Source organism: Pseudomonas sp. YeP6b, assembly GCF_025642995.1.
GTDB lineage: Bacteria > Pseudomonadota > Gammaproteobacteria > Pseudomonadales > Pseudomonadaceae > Aquipseudomonas.
Genome location: NZ_CP080090.1, coordinates 1,753,062 through 1,775,745, shown reverse-complemented (window position 1 = coordinate 1,775,745; position 22,684 = coordinate 1,753,062). Strand labels below are relative to the sequence as shown.

Annotated in this window: 18 protein-coding genes and 1 pseudogene; 14 read left to right on the top strand and 5 right to left on the bottom strand. The window is 60.4% G+C overall.

The features are described from left to right. Positions 1 to 28 precede the first annotated feature (28 nt). The 3 genes from KZH41_RS07935 to KZH41_RS07925 all read left to right on the top strand — a co-directional run bounded on the left by KZH41_RS07935 (position 29) and on the right by KZH41_RS07925 (position 4,966). Complete coding sequence (locus KZH41_RS07935) at positions 29 to 2,731, top strand: [protein-PII] uridylyltransferase (protein ID WP_242154756.1); 2,703 nt, start codon at positions 29 to 31, stop codon at positions 2,729 to 2,731. Between the two features lie 150 nt (positions 2,732 to 2,881). After that, positions 2,882 to 4,081, top strand: coding sequence for a succinyldiaminopimelate transaminase (gene dapC, locus KZH41_RS07930; RefSeq protein WP_263274646.1), 1,200 nt, complete (start codon positions 2,882 to 2,884; stop codon positions 4,079 to 4,081). A 120-nt stretch (positions 4,082 to 4,201) separates the two neighbouring features. Next, complete coding sequence (locus KZH41_RS07925) at positions 4,202 to 4,966, top strand: M12 family metallopeptidase (protein ID WP_094950057.1); 765 nt, start codon at positions 4,202 to 4,204, stop codon at positions 4,964 to 4,966. Between the two features lie 489 nt (positions 4,967 to 5,455). Here KZH41_RS07925 and KZH41_RS07920 read toward each other — a convergent pair whose 3' ends face one another. Beyond that, positions 5,456 to 7,099: a Na+/H+ antiporter gene (locus KZH41_RS07920; protein ID WP_263274645.1), complete on the bottom strand. Its 1,644-nt coding sequence runs from the start codon at positions 7,097 to 7,099 to the stop codon at positions 5,456 to 5,458. A gap of 225 nt (positions 7,100 to 7,324) precedes the next feature. Between KZH41_RS07920 and KZH41_RS07915 the strand changes: the two genes are divergently transcribed. The 4 genes from KZH41_RS07915 (at position 7,325) to KZH41_RS07900 (ending at position 10,429) form a co-directional block, all read left to right on the top strand. Then, a complete protein-coding gene (locus KZH41_RS07915) occupies positions 7,325 to 7,687 on the top strand; it encodes an ArsC family reductase (protein ID WP_003189147.1) in 363 nt (120 codons plus the stop codon). Between the two features lie 33 nt (positions 7,688 to 7,720). Beyond that, complete coding sequence (gene dapD / locus KZH41_RS07910) at positions 7,721 to 8,755, top strand: 2,3,4,5-tetrahydropyridine-2,6-dicarboxylate N-succinyltransferase (protein WP_242154752.1); 1,035 nt, start codon at positions 7,721 to 7,723, stop codon at positions 8,753 to 8,755. A 64-nt stretch (positions 8,756 to 8,819) separates the two neighbouring features. After that, entirely contained in the window at positions 8,820 to 10,025 is a 1,206-nt protein-coding gene (locus tag KZH41_RS07905; protein ID WP_242154751.1) for an aminotransferase class V-fold PLP-dependent enzyme, read from the top strand. After that, positions 10,022 to 10,429: a SufE family protein gene (locus tag KZH41_RS07900; protein WP_242154749.1), complete on the top strand. Its 408-nt coding sequence runs from the start codon at positions 10,022 to 10,024 to the stop codon at positions 10,427 to 10,429. The genes KZH41_RS07905 and KZH41_RS07900 overlap by 4 nt, the downstream gene beginning before the upstream one ends. Before the next feature lie 47 nt (positions 10,430 to 10,476). Here KZH41_RS07900 and tcdA read toward each other — a convergent pair whose 3' ends face one another. Beyond that, a complete protein-coding gene (tcdA, locus tag KZH41_RS07895) occupies positions 10,477 to 11,286 on the bottom strand; it encodes a tRNA cyclic N6-threonylcarbamoyladenosine(37) synthase TcdA (RefSeq protein ID WP_371917659.1) in 810 nt (269 codons plus the stop codon). Between the two features lie 217 nt (positions 11,287 to 11,503). Here tcdA and KZH41_RS07890 point away from each other — a divergent pair, with 217 nt between their 5' ends. The 4 genes from KZH41_RS07890 (at position 11,504) to KZH41_RS07875 (ending at position 16,741) form a co-directional block, all read left to right on the top strand. Further along, a complete protein-coding gene (locus KZH41_RS07890) occupies positions 11,504 to 14,095 on the top strand; it encodes a glycosyltransferase (RefSeq protein WP_094950063.1) in 2,592 nt (863 codons plus the stop codon). A gap of 253 nt (positions 14,096 to 14,348) precedes the next feature. Continuing rightward, a complete protein-coding gene (gene dapE, locus KZH41_RS07885; RefSeq protein ID WP_242154747.1) occupies positions 14,349 to 15,500 on the top strand; it encodes a succinyl-diaminopimelate desuccinylase in 1,152 nt (383 codons plus the stop codon). After that, a complete protein-coding gene (locus KZH41_RS07880; RefSeq protein ID WP_242154745.1) occupies positions 15,500 to 16,309 on the top strand; it encodes a putative RNA methyltransferase in 810 nt (269 codons plus the stop codon). The genes dapE and KZH41_RS07880 overlap by 1 nt, the downstream gene beginning before the upstream one ends. Before the next feature lie 54 nt (positions 16,310 to 16,363). Then, a complete protein-coding gene (locus tag KZH41_RS07875) occupies positions 16,364 to 16,741 on the top strand; it encodes a hypothetical protein (protein ID WP_242154743.1) in 378 nt (125 codons plus the stop codon). A gap of 86 nt (positions 16,742 to 16,827) precedes the next feature. Here the strand turns inward: KZH41_RS07875 and KZH41_RS07870 are convergent, their stop codons facing one another. Continuing rightward, on the bottom strand, positions 16,828 to 17,037 hold the full coding sequence (locus KZH41_RS07870) for a cold-shock protein (protein ID WP_032891681.1): 210 nt from the start codon (positions 17,035 to 17,037) through the stop codon (positions 16,828 to 16,830). Positions 17,038 to 17,217: 180 nt separating this feature from the next. Here KZH41_RS07870 and plsB point away from each other — a divergent pair, with 180 nt between their 5' ends. The 3 genes and pseudogenes from plsB to KZH41_RS07855 all read left to right on the top strand — a co-directional run bounded on the left by plsB (position 17,218) and on the right by KZH41_RS07855 (position 20,906). Then, a complete protein-coding gene (gene plsB / locus KZH41_RS07865) occupies positions 17,218 to 19,737 on the top strand; it encodes a glycerol-3-phosphate 1-O-acyltransferase PlsB (protein ID WP_263274644.1) in 2,520 nt (839 codons plus the stop codon). 51 nt (positions 19,738 to 19,788) lie between these two features. Beyond that, a pseudogene (locus tag KZH41_RS07860) lies at positions 19,789 to 20,190 on the top strand (YbaY family lipoprotein). A gap of 26 nt (positions 20,191 to 20,216) precedes the next feature. Beyond that, a complete protein-coding gene (locus KZH41_RS07855; protein WP_094950069.1) occupies positions 20,217 to 20,906 on the top strand; it encodes a DUF4197 domain-containing protein in 690 nt (229 codons plus the stop codon). Between the two features lie 498 nt (positions 20,907 to 21,404). Here KZH41_RS07855 and KZH41_RS07850 read toward each other — a convergent pair whose 3' ends face one another. After that, on the bottom strand, positions 21,405 to 21,998 hold the full coding sequence (locus KZH41_RS07850; RefSeq protein ID WP_242154734.1) for a LysE family translocator: 594 nt from the start codon (positions 21,996 to 21,998) through the stop codon (positions 21,405 to 21,407). 41 nt (positions 21,999 to 22,039) lie between these two features. Then, positions 22,040 to 22,654 carry a LysE family translocator gene (locus KZH41_RS07845; protein ID WP_094950071.1) on the bottom strand — a complete coding sequence of 205 codons (615 nt, stop codon included), beginning with the start codon at positions 22,652 to 22,654 and terminating at the stop codon, positions 22,040 to 22,042. Between the last annotated feature and the right edge of the window lie 30 nt (positions 22,655 to 22,684).

The window sequence follows — 22,684 nt, the reverse complement described above, 5'->3', positions numbered from 1 at the left end:
GCTTATAGATAGAAAGGAAAGCCGATCAATGCCCCAGGTGGATCCCGAACTCTTCGACCGTGGCCAGTTCCAGGCTGAACTGGCATTGAAGGCAAGCCCCATCGGCGCCTTCAAGAAGGCTATCCGCCAGGCCCGCGAGGTGCTCGATGCGCGCTTTCGCAGTGGCCGGGACATTCGTCGGCTGATCGAAGACCGTGCCTGGTTCGTCGACAACATCCTGCAAAAGGCCTGGGAACAGTTCAGCTGGAGCGAAGATGCCGATATCGCCTTGGTGGCGGTCGGCGGCTACGGCCGCGGCGAACTGCACCCCTACTCCGACATCGACCTGCTGATCCTGCTGGACAGCGCCGATCATGAGATCTTTCGCGATTCCATCGAGCGTTTTCTGACGCTGTTGTGGGACATCGGCCTGGAAGTCGGGCAAAGCGTACGCTCGCTGGACGAATGCGCCCAAGAAGCCCGCGCCGATCTCACCGTGATCACCAACCTGATGGAAAGCCGCACCATCGCCGGCCCCGAACGCCTGCGTCAGCGCATGCTGGAAGTCACCAGCACCGCACACATGTGGCCAAGCAAGGATTTCTTCCTGGCCAAGCGCGCCGAGCAGAAAGCTCGGCACCACAAGTACAACGACACCGAATACAACCTGGAGCCCAACGTCAAAGGTTCCCCGGGCGGGCTGCGGGATATCCAGACGATCCTGTGGGTCGCGCGTCGCCAATACGGCACCCTGAACCTGCGCGCCCTGGCCGGCGAAGGCTTTCTGGTAGAAAGCGAAAACGCTCTGCTGGCCTCGTCCCAGGAGTTTCTGTGGAAGGTACGTTACGCCCTGCACATGCTCGCCGGGCGCTCCGAAGACCGCCTGCTGTTCGACCATCAGCGCTCCATCGCCACCCTATTGGGGTTTGAAGGCGAGGATGCGAAGACCAGTATCGAAAGCTTCATGCAGCAGTACTACCGGGTGGTCATGAGCATTGCCCAGCTCAGCGACCTGATCATCCAGCACTTCGAAGAAGTGATCCTGGCCCCCGAAGACGAAGCGCCACCACAGCCGATCAACTCGCGCTTCCAACTGCACGACGGCTACATCGAAGCGCGCAACGACAACGTGTTCCACCGCACGCCGTTCGCCATGCTGGAAATCTTTGTGCTGATGGCCCAGCAGCCGGAAATCAAAGGCGTACGCGCCGATACCATCCGCCTGCTGCGCGAATACCGTCACCTGATCGACGATGACTTTCGCAACGACATCCGCAACACCAGCCTGTTTATCGAGCTGTTCAAGTGCAAGATCGGCATCCACCGCAACCTGCGGCGCATGAACCGTTACGGCATCCTCGGGCGTTACCTGCCCGAGTTCGGCTTTATCGTCGGCCAGATGCAGCACGACCTGTTCCACATCTACACCGTGGACGCCCACACCCTGAACTTAATCAAACACCTGCGTAAGTTGCAGTACACCCAGGTGTCAGAGAAATTCCCGCTGGCCAGCAAGCTCATGGCCAAGCTGCCCAAGCCGGAGTTGATCTACCTGGCCGGCCTGTACCACGACATCGGCAAGGGCCGGCATGGCGATCACTCGGAAATCGGCGCGGTCGATGCCGAGGCCTTCTGCCAGCGCCATCAACTGCCGTTGTGGGACAGCCGCCTGATTGTGTGGCTGGTGCAGAACCACCTGGTGATGTCGACCACCGCCCAGCGCAAGGACTTGTCCGACCCGCAGGTGATCCACGACTTCGCCGGGATCGTCGGTGATGAGACACGCCTGGACTACCTCTACGTGCTCACCGTCTCCGACATCAACGCCACCAACCCGACGTTGTGGAACTCGTGGCGCGCCAGCCTGCTGCGCCAGCTCTATACCGAGACCAAGCGCGCGCTGCGCCGTGGCCTGGAAAACCCGGTGGACCGCGAAGAGCAGATCCGCCGCACCCAAAGCGCGGCCCTGGATATCCTGGTGCGTGGCGGCAATGACCCGGACGATGTCGAGCAATTGTGGTCGCAACTGGGTGACGATTACTTCCTGCGCCACACTGCCGGCGATGTGGCCTGGCACAGTGACGCGATCCTGCAGCAGCCGGCCGATGGTGGCCCGCTGGTACTGATCAAGGAAACCACCCAGCGCGAGTTCGAGGGCGGCACGCAGATCTTCATCTACGCGCCCGACCAGCACGACTTCTTCGCCGTGACCGTGGCCGCCATGGACCAGCTCAACCTGAACATTCATGACGCGCGGGTCATCACCTCGAGCAGCCAGTTCACCCTCGACACCTACATCGTGCTCGATACCGAAGGCGACTCCATCGGCGATAACCCGGTGCGCGTGAAAAAGATCCGCGAAGGCCTGACTGAAGCCCTGCGCAACCCGGACGACTACCCGACGATCATCCAGCGTCGGGTACCGCGCCAGCTCAAGCATTTTGCCTTTGCGCCCCAGGTGACCATTTCCAATGACGCCCAGCGCCCGGTGACCGTGCTGGAGCTCAGCGCCCCGGATCGTCCGGGTTTGCTCGCGCGCATCGGTGGAATCTTCCTGGAGTTCGACCTGTCGTTGCAGAATGCGAAGATTGCGACCCTCGGCGAGCGCGTGGAAGACGTGTTCTTCATTACCGACGCCGACAACCAGCCGCTGTCCGACCCGGAACTGTGCCGACGCTTGCAGGATGCCATCGTGCAGCAATTGAGCGTGAGCCAGGAGCCCGGCGTCGAGCTGTCCAGACTGACTATATGAATTGATTTAACTTCCCAGTGCGCACGGCCCCTGTGGGAGCTTGCTTGCCTGCAATGGCGTCGACCCGGCATGGCTTATACACCGAGGTGCCCGCGTCGCAGGCAAGCCAGCGCCCACAAAAAGGCCGTACTCATCTTGATCGAGGCTTACATGAACAACGCCCTGAACCAGCTGCAGCCCTACCCGTTCGAGAAACTCCGTGCCCTGCTCGGCAGCGTCACGCCGAACCCGGACAAACGCCCGATCGCGCTATCCATCGGCGAGCCCAAGCACAAGTCACCGGCCTTCGTGGCCCAAGCGCTGAGCAACAACCTCGACCAGATGGCCGTGTACCCGACCACCCTGGGCATCCCGGCATTGCGCGAGGCCATCGGCGCTTGGTGTGAACGCCGTTTCAACGTGCCCAAGGGGTGGCTGGACCCGGCGCGCAATATCCTGCCGGTCAACGGCACCCGCGAGGCACTGTTCGCCTTCACCCAGACCGTGGTCAACCGCAGTGACGATGCACTGGTAGTCAGCCCGAACCCGTTCTACCAGATCTACGAAGGCGCCGCGTTCCTGGCTGGGGCCACGCCGCATTACCTGCCGTGCCTGGACGCCAACGGCTTCAACCCAGACTTCGACGCTGTGTCGCCAGACACCTGGAAACGCTGCCAGATCCTGTTCCTGTGTTCCCCAGGCAACCCGACCGGCGCGCTGATCCCGGTCGACACCCTGAAAAAACTCATCGCCCTGGCCGACGAATACGATTTCGTCATCGCCGCTGACGAGTGCTACAGCGAGCTGTACTTCGACGAACAAACCCCGCCGCCGGGCCTGCTCAGCGCCTGCGTCGAACTCGGCCGCCAGGATTTCAAACGTTGCGTGGTGTTCCACAGCCTGTCCAAGCGTTCCAACCTGCCAGGCCTGCGCTCCGGTTTCGTCGCCGGCGATGCCGATATCCTCAAGGCCTTCCTGCTGTACCGCACCTACCACGGCTGCGCGATGCCGGTGCAAACCCAACTGGCGAGCATCGCAGCCTGGCAGGACGAAGCCCACGTGCTGGCCAACCGTGACCTGTACCGCGAGAAATTCGACGCTGTGCTGGCGATTCTCAAGCCGGTATTAGACGTGCAAAGCCCGGACGGCGGATTTTACTTATGGCCGAATGTGAACGGCGACGATGCCGCATTCTGCCGGGACTTGTTCGTGGAAGAACACGTAACCGTGGTGCCGGGCTCATACCTGTCGCGGGAAGCGGATGGCGTGAACCCGGGGGCCGGGCGTGTGCGCATGGCACTGGTTGCGCCGTTGGCGGAGTGTGTGGAAGCGGCTGAGCGGATTCGGGATTTTATCCAGCGCAAGCGCTAACTCAGTGCCCGCTCCTGACTGGCAGGAGTGGGCCCCACCTGGCAAACCCAGGTACATATTTCATGGAACGCCTCTGCATAAGTTCCCACCAAGGATTACTGATTCTTCCTTGGTGAAAATATGACTATCAGCAACCTCTCAACTCTCTCGCCGCCTCTCGATCCACACTTATATACGGGTAGCCCTTCTGATGCTGTAACACCCCACGCTCGAAAAAAACGCGGCGTCGCGGATGAAAGCAAGGCTTGGCCACAACACTCAACGGTAAAAATCTCTCTGTCGAATATGACGCCAGAGCAAACGTCCTTGGTCAAGAAAGCCATTAACGAATGGAGCCCGCACACTAACCTTCACTTTAAGTTTATTAAAGGCAATGACGGCGACATCAGAATTGCTGGAGACAACATAGGCCTCGGAAGCTGGTCCGCACTCGGAACGGATGCCCTTCATCTGCACCGCTCCGAACCCACAATGTCCATCGACTTTACAAACCCTGATGACACCGCACGAGCGCACGTATTACATGAGTTCGGCCACGCCCTGGGCCTACTGCATGAGCACCAACACCCGGAGTGTTCCCTGAATATTGATGAGCAGGCCGCCTATGAGCATTTTACTTCGCAGAACTTTACAAAGGACGATGTAGGCAATAATATACTGGGGCAGTTCGACGCCTCTGAAGTTAAAACGTCGGAATATGATAAAGACTCCATCATGCATTACCCCTTCCCCGCCTCATTACTCAATGGCGGTGACGAGATTGTATTTCAAACTAAACTTTCAGTCGGCGATAAAAAATTCATGAGGTCCATGTACCCCATAGATGAATCACCGGCGGGTAAGTTTCTATACAGCCTTACGCAATTTTTTATCAGCCGATCCTGACGTTATTTCGAATTCAATGGACGCGCCCCACATTCGCCTTACTCATATCCAGATCCGCCAACACCTCTCTCAATACCTCATCACCCATTTGGTGATGACGACTCAAGCTGTACAACTCCAAGTGGCGCGCCCGCAGGGCCTGAGGCGCCATTTGCGTTCAAGTTTGTCATCTGTATCACCTTAGCTTCGGCGATGCAGTGGAGATCAAAGCAACTCGCCCCTGTCAGCGACGTAATGCTCGCAAGTAGGCACAGATGCCAAAAGCACGGACATTTCAAGCCCAACAATCGGTATTCATTGGGACAGTGACAAAAAGAAAACCGCTCGATCCATCAAGCACACCTTTGCCAAGGCGTTAGGTTTCACCAACATTATCCTTCCCAAAAAAGCTGCCTAACGATTCAACTCTGTGTATCCGTACAAGAAAGCCATAACGCTCGTTACCCTTGGCGGGGTGTCATCTTGGGCATGAGCATTAAAACCCCATCATTAATGGACTGAGCCCAAATTCGCTTCGCTCATGTCCAAGTCCGCCAGCACCTCGCGCAACACGTCATCACCAATCTGGTGATGACGGCTCAAGCTGTACAACTCCAAGCGTTGCGCGCGCAGGGCTTTGAGCCGAAGTTTGCGTTCAAGCTGGTCCATCTGCTGCGCCAACGCCTGGGCTTCGGCCGAGTCATTAAACACTTCCAATTGATGGCGATATTCCGACATCAGCCGCGCCTTGAGCTCAGCGGCCAGGGCCGCCTGGGCGGCGTCCGGGGTTTCGCTTCCTGCGGGATCTTCCGCTTCAAGGGCATGGATGGCAGCCACGGCGGTTTTCTTCCAGGCATCGCGCACTTCGTTATGACGCTTTTCGTCCGGACTCTTTTCGATGCCGCGCAATAGCAACGGCAAGGCGATGCAGGCGGCGATCAATGACAGCAGGATCACGCCCGCAGCGATAAAGATCAGCAGGTCTCGCTCTGGAAAGTCCTGCCCCGGCGCCAACAGCAACGGCACCGACATCACGCCCGCCAGGGTCACCGCGCCGCGCACGCCCCCGACGGTCAGCAGCCAGCAGGAACGGGCCGTCGGCACCAGAGTCAGTTCGCTTTTCCCACGCAGCCGTCGCAGCAGGCCTGACAGCCGCCAGATGCTCTGCACCCAGATAAACCGCAACACCACCAGCACCAGAAAGATCGCGATCACATCCAGGCAGCGATACAACAGGGTTGGCCACAGTGTCGTCTCATGGCTCACCACCGCCTTGATGATGTCTGGCAGTTGCAAGCCCAACAGCAAAAAGATCAAGCCATTGAACGCGAACTCCAGCAGCGACCAGACACTGCGATTGAGCAGCCGGGTGCTGGTCTGGCGCGGCAACAGGTCGAGCCAGCTTTGCATCATGCCCGCCGCGACCGCCGAGAGAATGCCCGATGCGCCCAGGCGTTCAGCCAGCACATACGCGGCAAACGGCAGCAGCAACATGAACACCACGTGGGTGGCCGGGTCGTCCCAGCCCCGTGCGATCATCCAGGCACGCAAACGCCCGACCAGCCAGCTCAGCGCCACGCCCACCGCCAGGCCACCCACGGCCACCAGCACAAAGGTCAGGCTGGCGTCCGCCAGGGAAAACACCCCGGTCAACGCCGCCGCCAGGGCGAACTTGAAGGTCACCAGGCCCGAGGCATCATTCATCAACGCTTCGCCCTGAAGCATGTGCATCAGCGGCTTGGGCAACCGATTTTGGGAAATGGCCGACACCGCCACGGCATCCGTCGGTGATAAAACAGCCGCCAGGGCGAAGGCCACCGGTAACGGGATCGTAGGCAGTAGCCAATGAATGAAGTAGCCGGCCCCGACCACGGTGAACAACACCAGGCCCACCGCCAACGTCAGGATGGGCCCGCGCAGGCGCCACAACTCACGCTTGGGCATGCGCCAGCCATCGGAGAACAGCAGCGGCGGCAGAAACAGAAACAGGAACAACTCAGGGTCCAGGGCCACGTGCAGCCCCAGCGTCGGCCACGCCAGCAAGGCGCCGGCGGCGATCTGCACCAAGGGTAACGGCAGAGGAATGATGCGCCCGACCAGGCGCGAAACGCTGACCAACATCAGCAGGATAAGAACGGTGTAGGCGGTTTGCATAACACGGGTTTCCCGGACAAGCGACTTGCAACGACACATATCAGGCAACAACTGGCCGTTGAAGTGCCATATTACCCGTCTATGTTACTCGCCTATGCTGTGCGATGGCTTTTGCACAAAAGTCGCACTGAGCCATAAGCAGGCATGACGAGCGGCACCCAAACCCGCTGGTCGTGGCATAATCCGTGACCTTTAGTTTCTATTTGTCCAAAGGGGGGCAATTCCTTGACCGCTTCAAGCAAAACGTTGCACCTTTTCGGCATCAAAGCCTGCGACACCATGAAAAAAGCCCGTACCTGGCTCGATGAGCACGGCGTGAGCTATGAATTCCACGACTACAAAACGGCCGGTATCGACCGCGAACACTTGACCCAATGGTGCAACGAGCACGGTTGGCAGGTGGTTTTGAACCGTGCGGGCACCACCTTTCGCAAACTCGAAGACGAACGCAAAGCCGATCTCGATCAGTCGAAAGCCATTGAATTGATGCTCGCACAACCCTCGATGATCAAGCGCCCCGTGCTCGATCTCGGTGACAGAACCCTGATTGGCTTCAAGCCAGATAGTTATTCGGCGGCCCTCAAGTAGGCCAGCCCTTTCCATTTTTGTAGAGGTAACAGCATGTCCAATTCCCTGTTCAGCCTGGGCTTCGGCGTCGGCACTCAGAACCGCCAAGGTGCTTGGCTGGAAGTGTTTTACGCACAACCCTTGCTCAACCCGTCGGCTGAAATCATTGCCGCCATTGCACCGATCCTCGGTTACACCGAAGGCAACCAGGCCATCACCTTCACCGTCTCCCAGGCCCTGCAACTGGCTGACGCGCTCAAAGGCGTCGACGCAACCCAAGCCGCCCTGCTGAGCCGCCTGGCTGAAAGCCACACCCCGCTGGTCGCCACCCTGCTGGCCGAAGACGCTGCACTGACCTCCACGCCTGAGGCCTACCTCAAGCTGCACCTGCTGTCCCATCGCCTGGTCAAGCCGCATGGCCTGAGCCTGGCCGGTGTGTTCCCACAGCTGCCGAACGTGGCCTGGACCAGCCAGGGCGCGATCGACATCAGCGAACTGGCTGAACGCCAACTGGAAGCGCGCCTGCGTGGCGATCTGCTGGAAGTGTTCTCGGTGGACAAGTTCCCGAAAATGACCGACTACGTGGTCCCAGCCGGCGTGCGCATCGCGGACGCCGCGCGTATCCGCCTGGGCGCCTACGTGGGCGAAGGCACCACCGTGATGCACGAAGGTTTCATCAACTTCAACGCCGGCACTGAAGGTCCGGGCATGATCGAAGGCCGCGTGTCGGCTGGCGTGTTCGTGGGCAAGAATTCGGACCTGGGCGGCGGTTGCTCCACCATGGGCACCCTGTCGGGCGGCGGCAACATCGTGATCAAAGTCGGCGAAGAGTGCCTGATCGGCGCCAACGCCGGTATCGGCATCCCGTTGGGCGACCGTAACAAGGTGGAATCGGGCCTGTACGTCACCGCTGGGACCAAGGTTGCGCTGCTCGACGAGCAGAACCAACTGGTCAAAGTGGTCAAGGCGCGCGAGCTGGCCGGCCAGCCGGACCTGCTGTTCCGCCGTAACTCCGAGACCGGTGCCGTGGAGTGCAAAACCCACAAATCGGCCATCGAACTGAACGAAGCGCTGCACGCTCACAACTAAGCAGCCACTCGATGCCACTAGCGGGCCCCGCTCCTGGGGCTCGCTTATACGAGTCTTGAACACCATGCTTGTGCCCTCTCCCTGGCGCGCCGATTTCCCGGCCATCGCCACCCTGCAACGGCAAGACCAGACCTACCTGGACAACGCCGCCACCACGCAAAAACCCCAAGCCCTGTTGGATGCCATCAGCCATTACTACGCCAATGGCGCAGCCAATGTGCACCGTGCCCAGCATTTGCCGGGCGCCCATGCGACCCAGGCCTTTGAAGACAGTCGCAGCAAGGTCGCGCAGTGGTTGAACGCGGGGGACAGCGGGCAAATCATCTTTACCCACGGCGCAACCTCTGCGCTGAACCTCCTGGCCTATGGCCTGGAGCACTTATTCAATGCGGGCGATGAGATTGTCATCAGCGCCCTGGAACACCACGCCAACCTGCTGCCTTGGCAGCAACTGGCCAAGCGTCGCGCGCTCACGCTGGTGGTAGTGCCGCTGAGCGATGACGGCGTGATTGACCTGCGCGCCGCCGCCGAACTGATCGGGCCACGCACACGCCTGCTGGCGGTGAGCCAGTTGTCCAACGTGCTCGGCGCCTGGCAGCCGCTGGAGGCCTTACTGGCGATGGCCAAGGCTCACGGCGCGCTGACCGTGGTCGATGGCGCCCAGGGCATCGTGCATGGCCGCCACGACGTGCAGGCGCTGGGTTGCGACTTTTACGTATTTTCCAGCCACAAACTCTACGGCCCGGATGGCGTTGGCGTGCTGTATGGCCGCAACGAAGCCCTGCATCACCTGCGTCACTGGCAGTTTGGTGGCGAGATGGTGCAACTGGCGGACTACCACAGCGCCAGCTTTCGCCCCGCGCCATTGGGTTTTGAAGCGGGCACACCGCCGATTGCCGGCGTGATCGGCCTGGGCGCCAGCCTGGATTACCTCAGCTCGCTGGATCAAACCGCCGTGGTCGCCCATGAAGCGGCGCTGCATGACTACCTGCTACGCGGGCTGACCGCGCGCAAAGGCGTTCGCGTATTGGGCTCGCCGCAGGTGGCGCTGGCAAGCTTTGTGGTGGAAGGCGTGCACAACGCCGACCTTGCGCACCTGCTGACCGAGCAAGGCATCGCCGTGCGTGCCGGCCATCACTGCGCAATGCCATTGCTCAAGGCTATGCATTTGACCGGGGCGATCCGTGTGTCCCTGGCGCTGTACAACGACTCCGATGACCTGGAACGCTTCTTTGAAGCGCTGGACCAGGCGTTGGATATGTTGCGATGAGCCTGCCGGTGGAAGCAGTGGCCGCGCTGGAGGCTTTTCAGGCGGTAGGCAGCTGGGAGCAACGTGCGCGCATGCTGATGCAATGGGGCGAGCGGCTGCCGGCTTTGGCGGATGAGGACAAGGTTGAAGCCAACCTGGTGCAGGGCTGCGAAAGCCTGGTGTGGTTGGTGGGCCGTTTGCAGGACGGCCATTGGCAGTTCGCAGCGAGCAGCGATGCGCGCATGATTCGAGGGCTGGTGGCGTTGTTGCTGGCGCGGGTTAATGGGCTGTCGGCGGCCGAGTTGCAGGCGGTCGATTTGCCGGGTTGGTTCACTCAGTTGGGGCTTTCCCGCCAGTTGTCACCTTCGCGCAGCAATGGCCTCAATGCAGTCCTGCAGCGCATGCGCGAATTAAGCCTCATATAAAACTAAATGTGGGAGCTGGCTTGCCTGCTCCCACATTTAAGTGAAATTCAGGCGGGCTTGACCCGCTCTGAAGGCCTGCGTACCCCCGCCACGATCTTGTCCACCGCCTTCGTCGCCGCCACCATGCCGAAGGTGGCTGTCACCATCATCACCGCGCCAAACCCACCGGCGCAGTCCAGCTTCACCCCATCGCCGACAAAACTCTTCTGCAAACAGATGCTGCCGTCCGGCTTCGGGTAGCGCAGCTGCTCGGTGGAAAACACACACGGCACGCTGTAATGGCGGGTCACGGTGCGCGAGAAGCCATAGTCACGGCGCAGCGTAGAACGCACTTTCGAGGCCAATGGGTCGTTGAAGGTGCGGTTCAGGTCGCAGACCTGGATCAGCGTCGGGTCGATCTGCCCGCCCGCGCCGCCGGTGGTGATGATCTGGATCTTGCGGCGCTTGCACCAGGCAATCAGCGCGGCCTTGGCGTTGACGGCGTCGATGCAGTCGATCACGCAATCAATGTTCGGGGTGATGTACTCGGCCATGGTGTCTCGCGTGACGAAGTCCGCCACCGCATGCACGGTGCAATCCGGGTTGATGCTGCGCAGGCGTTCGGCCATAACTTCGACCTTGGGCTTGCCCACCGTGCTGTCCAGGGCGTGCAACTGGCGGTTGCTGTTGCTGACGCACACATCGTCCAGGTCAAACAGCGAAATCTCGCCCACCCCGCAACGGGCCATGGCTTCCGCCGCCCACGAGCCCACGCCGCCGACGCCGACGATCGCCACATGGGCCGCCTTCAAGCGTTCCAGGCCTTCAATGCCATATAAGCGGGCGACGCCTGCAAACCGCGGATCTTCTGTGCTCATGACCATTACCCCAAAAACCGGCGCGCATTATGGACTACACGGCGACAAGATCGAAGCGACAAGCTACAAGTAAAGAACTTCGATGGTCTTTCGCTGACTAACGTCCGGCTTTTCTCTGTCTGCTGTACGCTCAGGGAACGGCCGGTGTAGGATGCGCGCCGTTCGGTGTAGGCCGACACCTCTTTTCGTTCCACACCTTTTGGAACCCGAAATAGCCATGTCATCGCGTAAATTTGGACTCAACCTGGTAGTGGTGCTGGCAATTGCCGCGCTGTTCACCGGCTTCTGGGCGCTGATCAACCGCCCGGTCACTGCCCCCAACTGGCCTGAACAAATCTCCGGGTTCTCCTACTCGCCGTTCCAGCAAGGCCAGTTCCCGCAGAAAGACCAGTACCCAAGCGACGAAGAAATGCGTCGCGACCTCGAAATCATGAGCAAGCTGACGGACAACATCCGTACCTACTCGGTCGACGGCACCCTGGGGGACATCCCTAAGCTGGCGGAAGAGTTCGGCCTGCGCGTGACCCTCGGTATCTGGATCAGCCCGGACCTGGAACGTAACGAGCGCGAGATCCAACGCGCCATCGAACTGGCCAACAGCTCGCGCAGCGTGGTGCGGGTGGTAGTCGGTAACGAAGCCTTGTTCCGTGAAGAAATCACCCCTGAAGCGCTGATTGTGCTGCTGGACCGCGTGCGCGGCGCCGTGAAAGTGCCGGTGACGACGTCCGAGCAATGGCACATCTGGGAAAAGAACCCACAGCTGGCCAAGCATGTCGACCTGATCGCCGCGCACATCCTGCCGTTCTGGGAATTTATTCCGATGGACAAGGCCGGCCAGTACGTACTCGACCGCGCCCGGGATCTGAAGAAATTGTTCCCGAAAAAGCCGCTGCTGCTGTCGGAAGTTGGCTGGCCGAGTAACGGCCGTATGCGCGGGGGTAATGAAACGTCCCCGGCAGACCAGGCGATTTACCTGCGTACGCTGGTCAACAAGCTGAACCGCCAGGGCTACAACTACTTCGTGATCGAAGCATTCGACCAGCCGTGGAAAGTCAGCGACGAAGGCTCGGCGGGCGCTTATTGGGGCGTGTACAACGCCGCGCGCCAGCAGAAATTCAACTTTGAAGGCCCAGTAGTCGCTATCCCGCAGTGGCGGGTGCTGGCCATCGGCTCGGTGGTGCTTGCGCTGCTGTCGCTGACCCTGCTGATGATCGACGGCTCGTCGCTGCGCCAGCGTGGCCGTACGTTCCTGACTTTTATCGCGTTCCTGTGTGGATCGGTACTGGTGTGGATCGGCTACGACTACAGCCAGCAATACAGCACCTGGTTCAGCGTGACCGTCGGTATCTTGCTGGCACTCGGCGCCCTCGGCGTGTTTATCGTGTTGCTGACCGAGGCCCACGAACTGGCAGAAGCCGTGTGGACCCACAAACGCCGGCGTGAATTTCTGCCGGTGGAAGGCGATTCGGACTACCGTCCGAAAGTGTCGATCCATGTGCCGTGCTACAACGAGCCGCCGGAGATGGTCAAACAGACCCTCGACGCCCTGGCTGCCCTTGATTACCCGGACTACGAAGTCCTGATCATCGACAACAACACCAAGGACCCTGCGGTGTGGGAACCGGTGCGCGACTACTGCGAAACCCTCGGCCCGCGCTTCAAGTTCTTCCACGTCTCGCCCCTGGCCGGTTTCAAGGGCGGCGCACTGAACTACCTGATCCCGCACACCGCCAAGGATGCCGAAGTGATCGCGGTGATCGACTCGGACTACTGCGTGTCGCCAAACTGGCTCAAGCACATGGTGCCGCACTTCGCCGACCCGAAAATCGCCGTGGTGCAGTCGCCGCAGGATTACCGCGACCAGAACGAAAGTACCTTCAAGAAGCTCTGCTACGCGGAATACAAAGGCTTCTTCCATATCGGCATGGTCACCCGTAACGACCGCGACGCGATCATCCAGCACGGCACCATGACCATGACCCGGCGCTCGGTGCTCGAAGAACTCGGCTGGGCCGACTGGTGCATCTGTGAAGACGCCGAACTGGGCCTGCGTGTGTTCGAGAAAGGCCTGTCGGCGGCGTATTACCACGACAGCTACGGCAAAGGCTTGATGCCGGATACCTTTATCGACTTCAAGAAGCAGCGTTTCCGCTGGGCCTACGGTGCGATACAGATCATCAAGCGCCACACCGCCAGCCTGTTGCGCGGCAAAGACACCGAGCTGACCCGTGGCCAGCGCTACCACTTCCTCGCGGGCTGGTTGCCGTGGGTCGCGGACGGCATGAACATCTTCTTCACCGTCGGCGCGCTGTTGTGGTCGGCGGCGATGATCATCGTGCCGACCCGTGTCGACCCGCCGTTGCTGATTTTCGCGATCCCGCCATTGGCGCTGTTCGTGTTCAAGGTTGGCAAGATCGTTTTCCTCTACCGCCGTGCGGTGGGTGTGAACTTGAAAGATGCGTTCTGCGCGGCGCTGGCCGGTTTGGCGTTGTCCCACACCATCGCCAAGGCGGTGCTGTATGGCTTCTTCACCACCAGTATTCCGTTCTTTCGTACACCGAAAAACGCGGATAACCACGGCTTCTGGGTAGCGATCTCCGAAGCTCGCGAAGAAATGTTCATCATGCTGCTGTTGTGGGGCGCGGCGCTGGGGATCTACCTGGTGCAGGGCCTGCCGAGCAATGACATACGCTTCTGGGTGGTGATGCTGCTGGTGCAATCGCTGCCGTACGTCGCTGCGCTGATCATGGCGTTCCTGTCGTCGCTGCCAAAACCTGCGCCAGCGGGTGAGCCGGCAACGGCTGAGTAAAAACTTGCGCAATGCACTAAACGGCGGCCTCTGGCCGCCGTTTTGCTATAAGATAACGGCCGTTTTGTGAGACTTGGCCTAGCCCTGCTTTCTACGGGAACTGGCTTGCCTGCGATGCAGACGCCGCGGTCTGGCAGGTACGCCGCGGCGATGCTATCGCAGGCAAGCCAGCTCCCACATTGAACCTGCGCCGATTCAGGTTCTGTATTCCACATTCGTCCAGCGCCCATTACACGCTTCCCGGAGTTTTCCCATGACGGCCCACGCCGACCTTTCGCCGACCCTTCAACTCGCTATCGACCTGATCCGTCGCCCCTCGGTGACGCCGATCGACGCCGACTGCCAGAAGCTGATGATGCAGCGCCTGGGCGACGCCGGCTTTGCGCTGGAGCCGATGCGCATCGAAGATGTGGACAACTTCTGGGCCACCCATGGCAAGCATGACGGCCCGGTGCTGTGCTTTGCCGGCCACACTGACGTGGTGCCGACCGGCCCGGTGCAGGCCTGGCAAAACGACCCGTTCGACGCGTTGATCGATGAAAACGGCATGCTCTGCGGCCGTGGCGCGGCGGACATGAAAGGCAGCCTGGCCGCCATGCTGGTGGCGGCCGAGCGTTTCGTCAGCGACTACCCGGACCACAAAGGCTCGGTGGCCTTTTTGATCACCAGCGATGAAGAAGGCCCGGCGCACCACGGCACCAAAGCTGTGATCGAGCGCCTGGCCGCCCGCAAGGAGCGCCTGGACTGGTGCATCGTCGGCGAGCCGTCGAGCACCACGCTGGTGGGCGATGTGGTCAAGAACGGCCGTCGCGGCTCCCTCGGCGCGACCCTGACCGTTCGCGGCGTGCAAGGCCATGTGGCCTACCCACATCTGGCGAAGAATCCGATCCACCTGGCCGCCCCGGCCTTGGCGGAACTCGCCGCCGAGCATTGGGATGACGGCAACACCTTCTTCCCGCCGACCAGCTTCCAGATTTCCAACCTCAATTCCGGCACCGGCGCCACCAACGTGATCCCCGGTGACCTGACGGCGGTGTTCAACTTCCGCTTCTCCACCGAATCCACCGTCGAAGGCCTGCAACAGCGCGTTGCGGCGATTCTCGACAAACATGGCCTGGACTGGCACGTGGAGTGGGCGCTGTCGGGCCTGCCGTTCCTCACCGAACCGGGCGCTCTGCTGGATGCGGTTTCCGCCAGCATCAAGGCGATTACCGGTCGTGAGACCAAAGCATCCACCAGCGGCGGCACGTCCGATGGGCGCTTCATTGCCACCCTCGGCACTCAGGTCGTTGAACTGGGCCCGGTCAACGCGACGATTCACCAGGTCAACGAACGTATCCTGGCCAGTGACCTTGATGTGCTGACCGAAATCTACTACCAGACCCTGATCAAGTTGCTCGCCTGATGCTCGCTTGCCCCATTTGCAGCGCACCGCTCAACGCGGTGGACAATGGCGTGGCCTGCCCGGTCGGGCACCGTTTCGACCGTGCGCGCCAGGGTTACCTGAACCTGTTGCCGGTGCAGCACAAGAACAGCCGCGACCCCGGCGATAACCTGGCCATGGTCGAGGCGCGCCGCGACTTCCTCAACGCCGGGCACTACGCGCCGGTGGCCAAGCGCCTTGCGGAACTGGCCGCCGAACGCGCGCCGCAGCGCTGGGTCGACATCGGTTGTGGCGAGGGTTACTACACCGCGCAGATCGCCGATGCCCTGCCCCATGCCGACGGCTATGCGCTGGATATCTCCAAGGAAGCGGTCAAACGTGCCTGCAAGCGCAACCCGGCGCTGACCTGGTTGATCGCCAGCATGGCGCGTGTGCCACTGGCCTCGGGCAGTTGCCAATTTCTCGCCAGCGTTTTCAGCCCCCTGGATTGGGAAGAGGCCAAGCGCCTGCTCAGCCCCGGCGGCGGCCTGATGAAGGTCGGCCCGACCGCCGGCCACCTGATGGAGTTGCGCGAGCGTTTGTACGACGAGGTACGCGAGTACACCGACGACAAGCATTTGGCCCTGGTGCCGGACGGCATGAGCCTGGCGCATAGCGAAACCCTTGAGTTCACCCTGCGCCTGGCCGAACCCAAGGACCGCGCCAACCTGCTGGCGATGACGCCCCACGGCTGGCGCGCAAGTGCCGAGCGCCGCACCGAAGTGATCGAGGCTGCCGAGCCGCTGCAGGTCACGGTGTCGATGCGCTACGATTATTTCGTGCTTCAATAACCCACTTTTAAGTATCCGCGAATGGATTTTCGAATCCCGCAACGAGGAACATCCATGCGCCAACCTGATATCGAGATTTACCTGAAGGACGCCGACGTCGACCACAAAGCCATCGCCGCCTGGCTGGGCGCCGCCCTGGGCCCGTGCACCGACTGGGTCCAGAAAGGCCAAACCTACAAGTGTAAAGCCGGCAGCGTGCCGGTTACCTGGCTGCCTAAGGCAGTAGGCAAGTGGAACAGCCTGTACCTGGAAAGCGACCAGACCCCGTGGGACGACGACATCGCCTGCGCCCGCGCTGCGTTTGCCGCGCTGAACGTAGAAGTGCGCTGCGCGCCGGGTACGTGGGTTGAGGAAGAAGGTGAAGAAAGCGCCGATCGCTGGATGCGTATCAGCGTGGACGGTGAAGAAGAGATCACCTGGAAAACCGCCTGATCTAAACCTGCAAACCCAATCAATGTGGGAGCTGGCAAGCCAGCTCCCACCGTTGATTGGGTTATCAAGGCAGGATGTGGTCTGCCTTACAGCCCCACTACATCCTCCGCCTGCAACCCCTTCTCGCCGGTCACCACGGCGTATTCCACCTGCTGGCCTTCGGCCAACGAGCGGTGGCCGTCACCGCGAATGGCGCGGTAGTGTACAAACACATCCTTGCCGTCCTCACGCTGAATAAAGCCGTAGCCTTTTGCATCGTTGAACCACTTCACATTGCCGGTTTCGCGCGTTGCCATCTGTTTTACTCCCACATGCTTTTATTGTTGAGTCGCTCGCATTGAACTGCCGAGTATAAGACAGGCTCAAAAACGATCAACTCAAGTTTACATCGCTGCTTTTTTGCCGATTTTCGGCGAATACGGCACACTACCCGCCCGAGCACCTGCTCGGTTTTTTCCACTTGAAGCAGCACGCCTATGACCCGCTCCCCGTTCCGCCGTCTAGTGTTTGGCACCTTGCGCCGACTGTTGTACCTCTGGGTTCGCTCCGAGACGATCAACCAGTCGTCCCTAACCCTTAACCTGGACCGCAGCCGGCCGGTGTTCTACGTCCTGCAATCGCCCTCCCTCACCGAATTGGCCGTGGTCGATACCGAGTGCACCAAGGCCGGCCTGCCGCGCCCGGTGCTGCCGGTATCGGTAGGCCCGCTGATCGAACCGGCGGCGTTCTTCTACCTCACGCCGGAGCCCGACTGGCTCGGCCGTCAGGACAAGCGCGGCGCGCCGCCGACCCTGAACCGGCTGGTCAACACCCTGAGCGAACACGCCGAAGAGAATGCACAAATCATTCCCGTCAGCGTGTTCTGGGGGCAGTCGCCCGAGAGCGAGTCCAGCCCGTGGAAACTGCTGTTTGCCGACAGCTGGGCCGTCACCGGGCGCCTGCGCCGGTTGTTGAGCATCCTGATCCTGGGGCGCAAGACTCGTGTGCAATTCTCCGCGCCTATCAACCTGCGTGAATTGATCGAGCACAATAAAGGTCACGAACGCACCGTGCGGATGGCCCAACGCATCCTGCGGGTGCACTTTCGTAACCTGAAGACTGCGGTAATCGGCCCGGACCTGTCGCACCGCCGCAATCTGGTGAAAGGCCTGGTGAACATGCCACTGGTGCGCCAAGCCATCCTGGATGAAGCCGAACGCGAAAAGATTTCCCCGGAAAAAGCCAAGGCCCTGGCACTGCGATACGGCAACGAGATCGCCTCGGACTACACCTACACCGCGATTCGCTTCCTCGAAGTGGTGCTGAGCTGGTTCTGGAACAAGATCTACGACGGCATCAAGGTCAATAACATCGAAGGTGTGCAAAAGGTTGCCCAAGGTTATGAGGTGATCTACGTACCTTGCCACCGCAGCCATATCGACTACCTGCTGCTCTCCTACCTGCTGTTCAAAAACGGTTTGACCCCGCCGCACATCGCCGCGGGTATCAACTTGAACATGCCGGTGATCGGCAGCCTGCTGCGTCGTGGCGGCGCGTTTTTCATGCGCCGCACCTTCAAGGGCAACCCGCTGTACACCTCGGTGTTCAACGAATACCTGCACACCCTGTTCACCAAGGGGTTCCCGGTGGAGTACTTCGTCGAAGGCGGGCGCTCGCGCACCGGGCGCATGCTGCAACCGAAAACCGGGATGCTGGCGATCACCCTGCGCAGTTTCTTGCGCTCCTCGCGCATGCCGATCGTATTTGTGCCGGTGTATATCGGTTATGAACGTGTGCTGGAAGGCCGCACCTACCTTGGCGAGCTGCGCGGCGCGAGCAAGAAGAAAGAGTCGATCTTCGATATTTTCAAGGTGGTCGGCGCGCTCAAGCAGCGCTTTGGCCAGGTCGCGGTCAACTTCGGCGAGCCGATCAAACTGGCCGAGTTCCTCGACGCCGAGCAACCCGACTGGCGCGCCCAGGAGCTGGGCCCGAACTACAAACCGGCATGGCTCAACGAAACCACCAACCGCCTCGGCGAACAGGTGGCCCGCCACTTGAACGAAGCCGCTGCGGTGAACCCGGTGAACCTGGTGGCCTTGGCGCTGCTCTCCACCACGCGCCTGGCCTTGGATGAACAGGCCATGGCGCGCCAGTTGGACCTGTACCTGGCGCTGCTGCGCCGCGTGCCCTACTCGCCCCATACCACCTTGCCGGAAGGCGATGGCCTGGCCCTGATCAAGCACGTCAAGGACATGGACCTGCTGTCGGAACAGAGCGACGCACTGGGTAAGATTTTGTACTTGGACGAGCAGAACGCCGTCCTGATGACCTATTACCGCAACAATGTGCTGCACATCTTCGCCCTGCCGGCGTTGCTGGCGAGCTTCTTCCAGAGCAGCTCGCGCATGAGCCGCGAACAGATCCTGCGCTACACCCGTGCGCTCTACCCGTACCTGCAATCGGAGCTGTTTATCCGCTGGTCACTGGACGAGTTGGACGCGGTGGTCGACCAATGGCTTGAGGCATTCGTTGAACAAGGCCTGCTGCGTTTCGAGAATGACGTGTACCTGCGCCCGGCGCCGAGCTCACGGCATTTTGTGCTGCTGACGCTGCTGTCCAAGAGCATCGCCCAAACGCTGCAACGCTTCTACATGGCGATCTCGCTGCTGCTCAACAGCGGCCAGAACAGCATCAGCGCCGAAGAGCTGGAAGACCTGTGCACGATCATGGCCCAGCGCCTGTCGATCCTGCACGGTCTCAACGCCCCAGAGTTCTTCGACAAGAGCCTTTTCCGACATTTTATCCAGACGTTGCTGGAGCAAGATGTGTTGCGCCGCGATGAGGCGGGCAAGTTGAGCTACCACGACCTGCTCGGTGAATTGGCCGAAGGTGCTGCCAAACGCGTGCTGCCGGCCGATATTCGCCTGTCGATCCGCCAAGTGGCCTTGCATCGCGTGGATGGCGCAGCCGAGGCGCCAGCCGAAGCTCAAGCTGTCAAACCTGAAGAAAGCCGCTAGATTGAATGAGGCGTCGGGCGGTTTCCGGCGCCGTTGAAAAGGAGCTGTACCATGAAAAAGATCATCCTCCTGGGCCTGACCGCCCTGCTCGGAGCCTGCCAATCTATGACCCCAGCCCCAAAGGCCAGTCTCGACGGCGAAGTGTTTTACCTGCAACGCATCGCGCTGCCGCCCGCCGCCACCCTGAGCGTCAGCCTGCAAGACGTGTCCTTGATGGACGCCCCGGCCGTGACCCTCGCCGAACAGAAAGGCCCGGTCAAAGGCTAAGTGCCGCTGGCGTTTCACCTGAGCTACGACCCGGCCCAGATCAAGCCCGGCCACACTTACTCGGTGAGCGCTCGCATCGAGCTGGATGGCAAGCTACTGTTTATCACCACCGAACGGCACGCGGTGCAGCTCAACGGCCAAGACCCACAACCGCTGCGCCTGCGGGTTGATGCGGTCGCACACTGATCAGTCCATTTTTAAAGGAAGCGCTCATGCTCCGTAACTCCCTTCGCCTCACTGCCCTGTGCGCCGGCCTGTTGTTCGGTGCCAACGCCATGGCCCTGGACCTTGGCAGCCTGTCCCAAGGTGACGCCAGCGGCGGCCTCAAGGATGCACTGACCCAAGGCGCACAGATCGCCGTGAAACAACTGGGCAAACCCGGTGGATTCAGCAGCAACCCCGAAGTGAAGATCGGCCTGCCCGGCAAGTTGGGCAAAGTCGCCGACAAACTGAAAATGTTCGGCATGGGTGATCAGGTCACGCAACTGGAAACCAGCATGAACAAAGCGGCAGAAACCGCCGTGACCCAGGCTCAACCGATCCTGGTCAATGCTGTGAAGAACATGAGCGTGACCGACGCCAAGGGCATTCTCACTGGAGGTCAGGACTCGGCCACGCAATACCTGAACAAAAGCAGCCGTGAAGAGATCCGGGCCAAGTTCCTGCCGATCGTCAAGGCCGCCACCGACAAGGTCGGCGTCGCCCAGCAGTACAACGCTTTGGCCGGCAAGGCGGCAGCGTTTGGCGCAGTTGATGCCAAAAGTGCCAACGTCGAAAGCTACGTGACCGAACAGGCGCTGGACGGCTTGTTCAAGATGATCGCGCAGCAGGAAGAAACCATTCGCAAGAACCCGGCGGCGGCGGCCACCAGCCTGGCGAAGAAGGTGTTTGGCGCGCTGTAAACCTCAACACTGTGCATCAATCACTGCGCCAAGGCCGCTTATCACGGGCCTTGGCGCAGTTGTTTCAGGCTAAGCCTCTTAGCGGTTCAGCGAAAAAAGCGGGGACAAAGGCTGGTAGGGCAACTGATGCTCACTGACCTCAAACGGGTGCAGGTGCGGCGTGTGGTGATGCGGTTTGGCAGGGTGGGTATGACCGACGGCTGGCTGGGATGGATGAGTGTGGCCAATGTTGGGTTGCCCAGACACTGGCGTGCGCGGCCTTGCCGGCTCAGACCCTCGAGGGGACACAGTATTGCCCAACAAAGCCCCAAGAAACGCACCTTTGAAAGCAGCAATCGCATTAAAAAAAGACATGTAACACTCCATTAACTCATTGAAATAGCCTCGACCGCCAACAGGCAAAGTCGAAACCTGTGCCTGTCCATCAGGCATTTCTGAGTGGAGTAAAAAAGGTGAGCGTTCCACATGACTCGATGCCGCTTTGCATCGGCATGTAAATCAATGAATAACCGAGTCCGCCAACCGCCCCATCATGAGCGTGGCAAAACAGCCGATCGCCACGGACGTCGCGCGGTTGATCTTCAACGGCGTCAGCCACGCCTGCTGCCCCCCTTCGAAGCGACTGCCCAGCACGATCCAGGCAGACCCTACGGGTATCACCACCAGCGCGAGCGTGGCCATGAACCCGACATAGCCTTGCAACGAGGTAAAGGCGCTGAGCGGTGCGATAAACGAAACGATCAGCAAGCCTTTTGGGTTCATCACGGTGAGCCAGAAGAAGTACAGGCCGGAGAAACGGTCACGGCTCGAATCGACGGCGCTGTTGTGACGTTGCCACAACGTGTAAGAAAGCTTGAGCAAGTAGCAGACAGCCACTAATTGCGTGGCTTTTACGGCCCATGGAGACCAGGCCGAAAGGTAGAACAACGCCGCCCCCCAGGCAGAGACCTGAAGCAGATAAGCCAGGCATTCGATAAATGCCATGCGCCACGACGCGGCAAACCCAAACAGCAACCCCGCACGCATCAACAGGGTGTTCGTCGGCCCCGGCACGACCAGCAGTAACAGCAATGCAGAAACGGTCCCAAACATGGGGATTATCCTCGGCCGCAAATGACTCTGCGTCAGTGCGACTACGTCAATGTGAATGACCAGGCGACCGTCGCTACCATCAGAATTGCGAAGCTTACGTTAAGTCGTCGACTCCACGTGGGATGGATAAATAACCTACGCATCTTGCTGCCCGCTAAGAGCCACAAAAAGTCGAATACCACGCACACCAATAGACAGATAAACGCTTTTACAGCCTGTTCCCAGGCGGGTGTCGCCCCCAAGGTAAAACTGCCCAACAACGCCGCAAACGCGGCATACGCTTTTATGTTCGCAGCCCCCAACACAAATCCGGCACCCCATCCCGGCGTGATGACGGACTGTTCGTCGTTTATGGGCGGCGCAGTACCAATGCGATAGGCCAGCCAAAAAATATAAACAATGGAAATAACCGCCAGTGCCGTGGCCAGTACCGGGAAGCTGTGCAAGACCACATACAGGCCCGTGGCAACCCATGCCATGGCAATGACTAACCCCAGCGTGATGCCGAGGAAAAACCGCATCGAGCGCTTCATCCCATAGGCTGCCCCACTCGCCGCCAACGCCAGGGTAGCGGGGCCAGGGCTTGCGAGTAAGGCGATGGCTGCGACGGTAAAGGTGAATGTCGCCTGGTACATGGAAAGCGGGGAATCGGGCATCGATGAATCCTCCACAACAGCGCTCGCGAC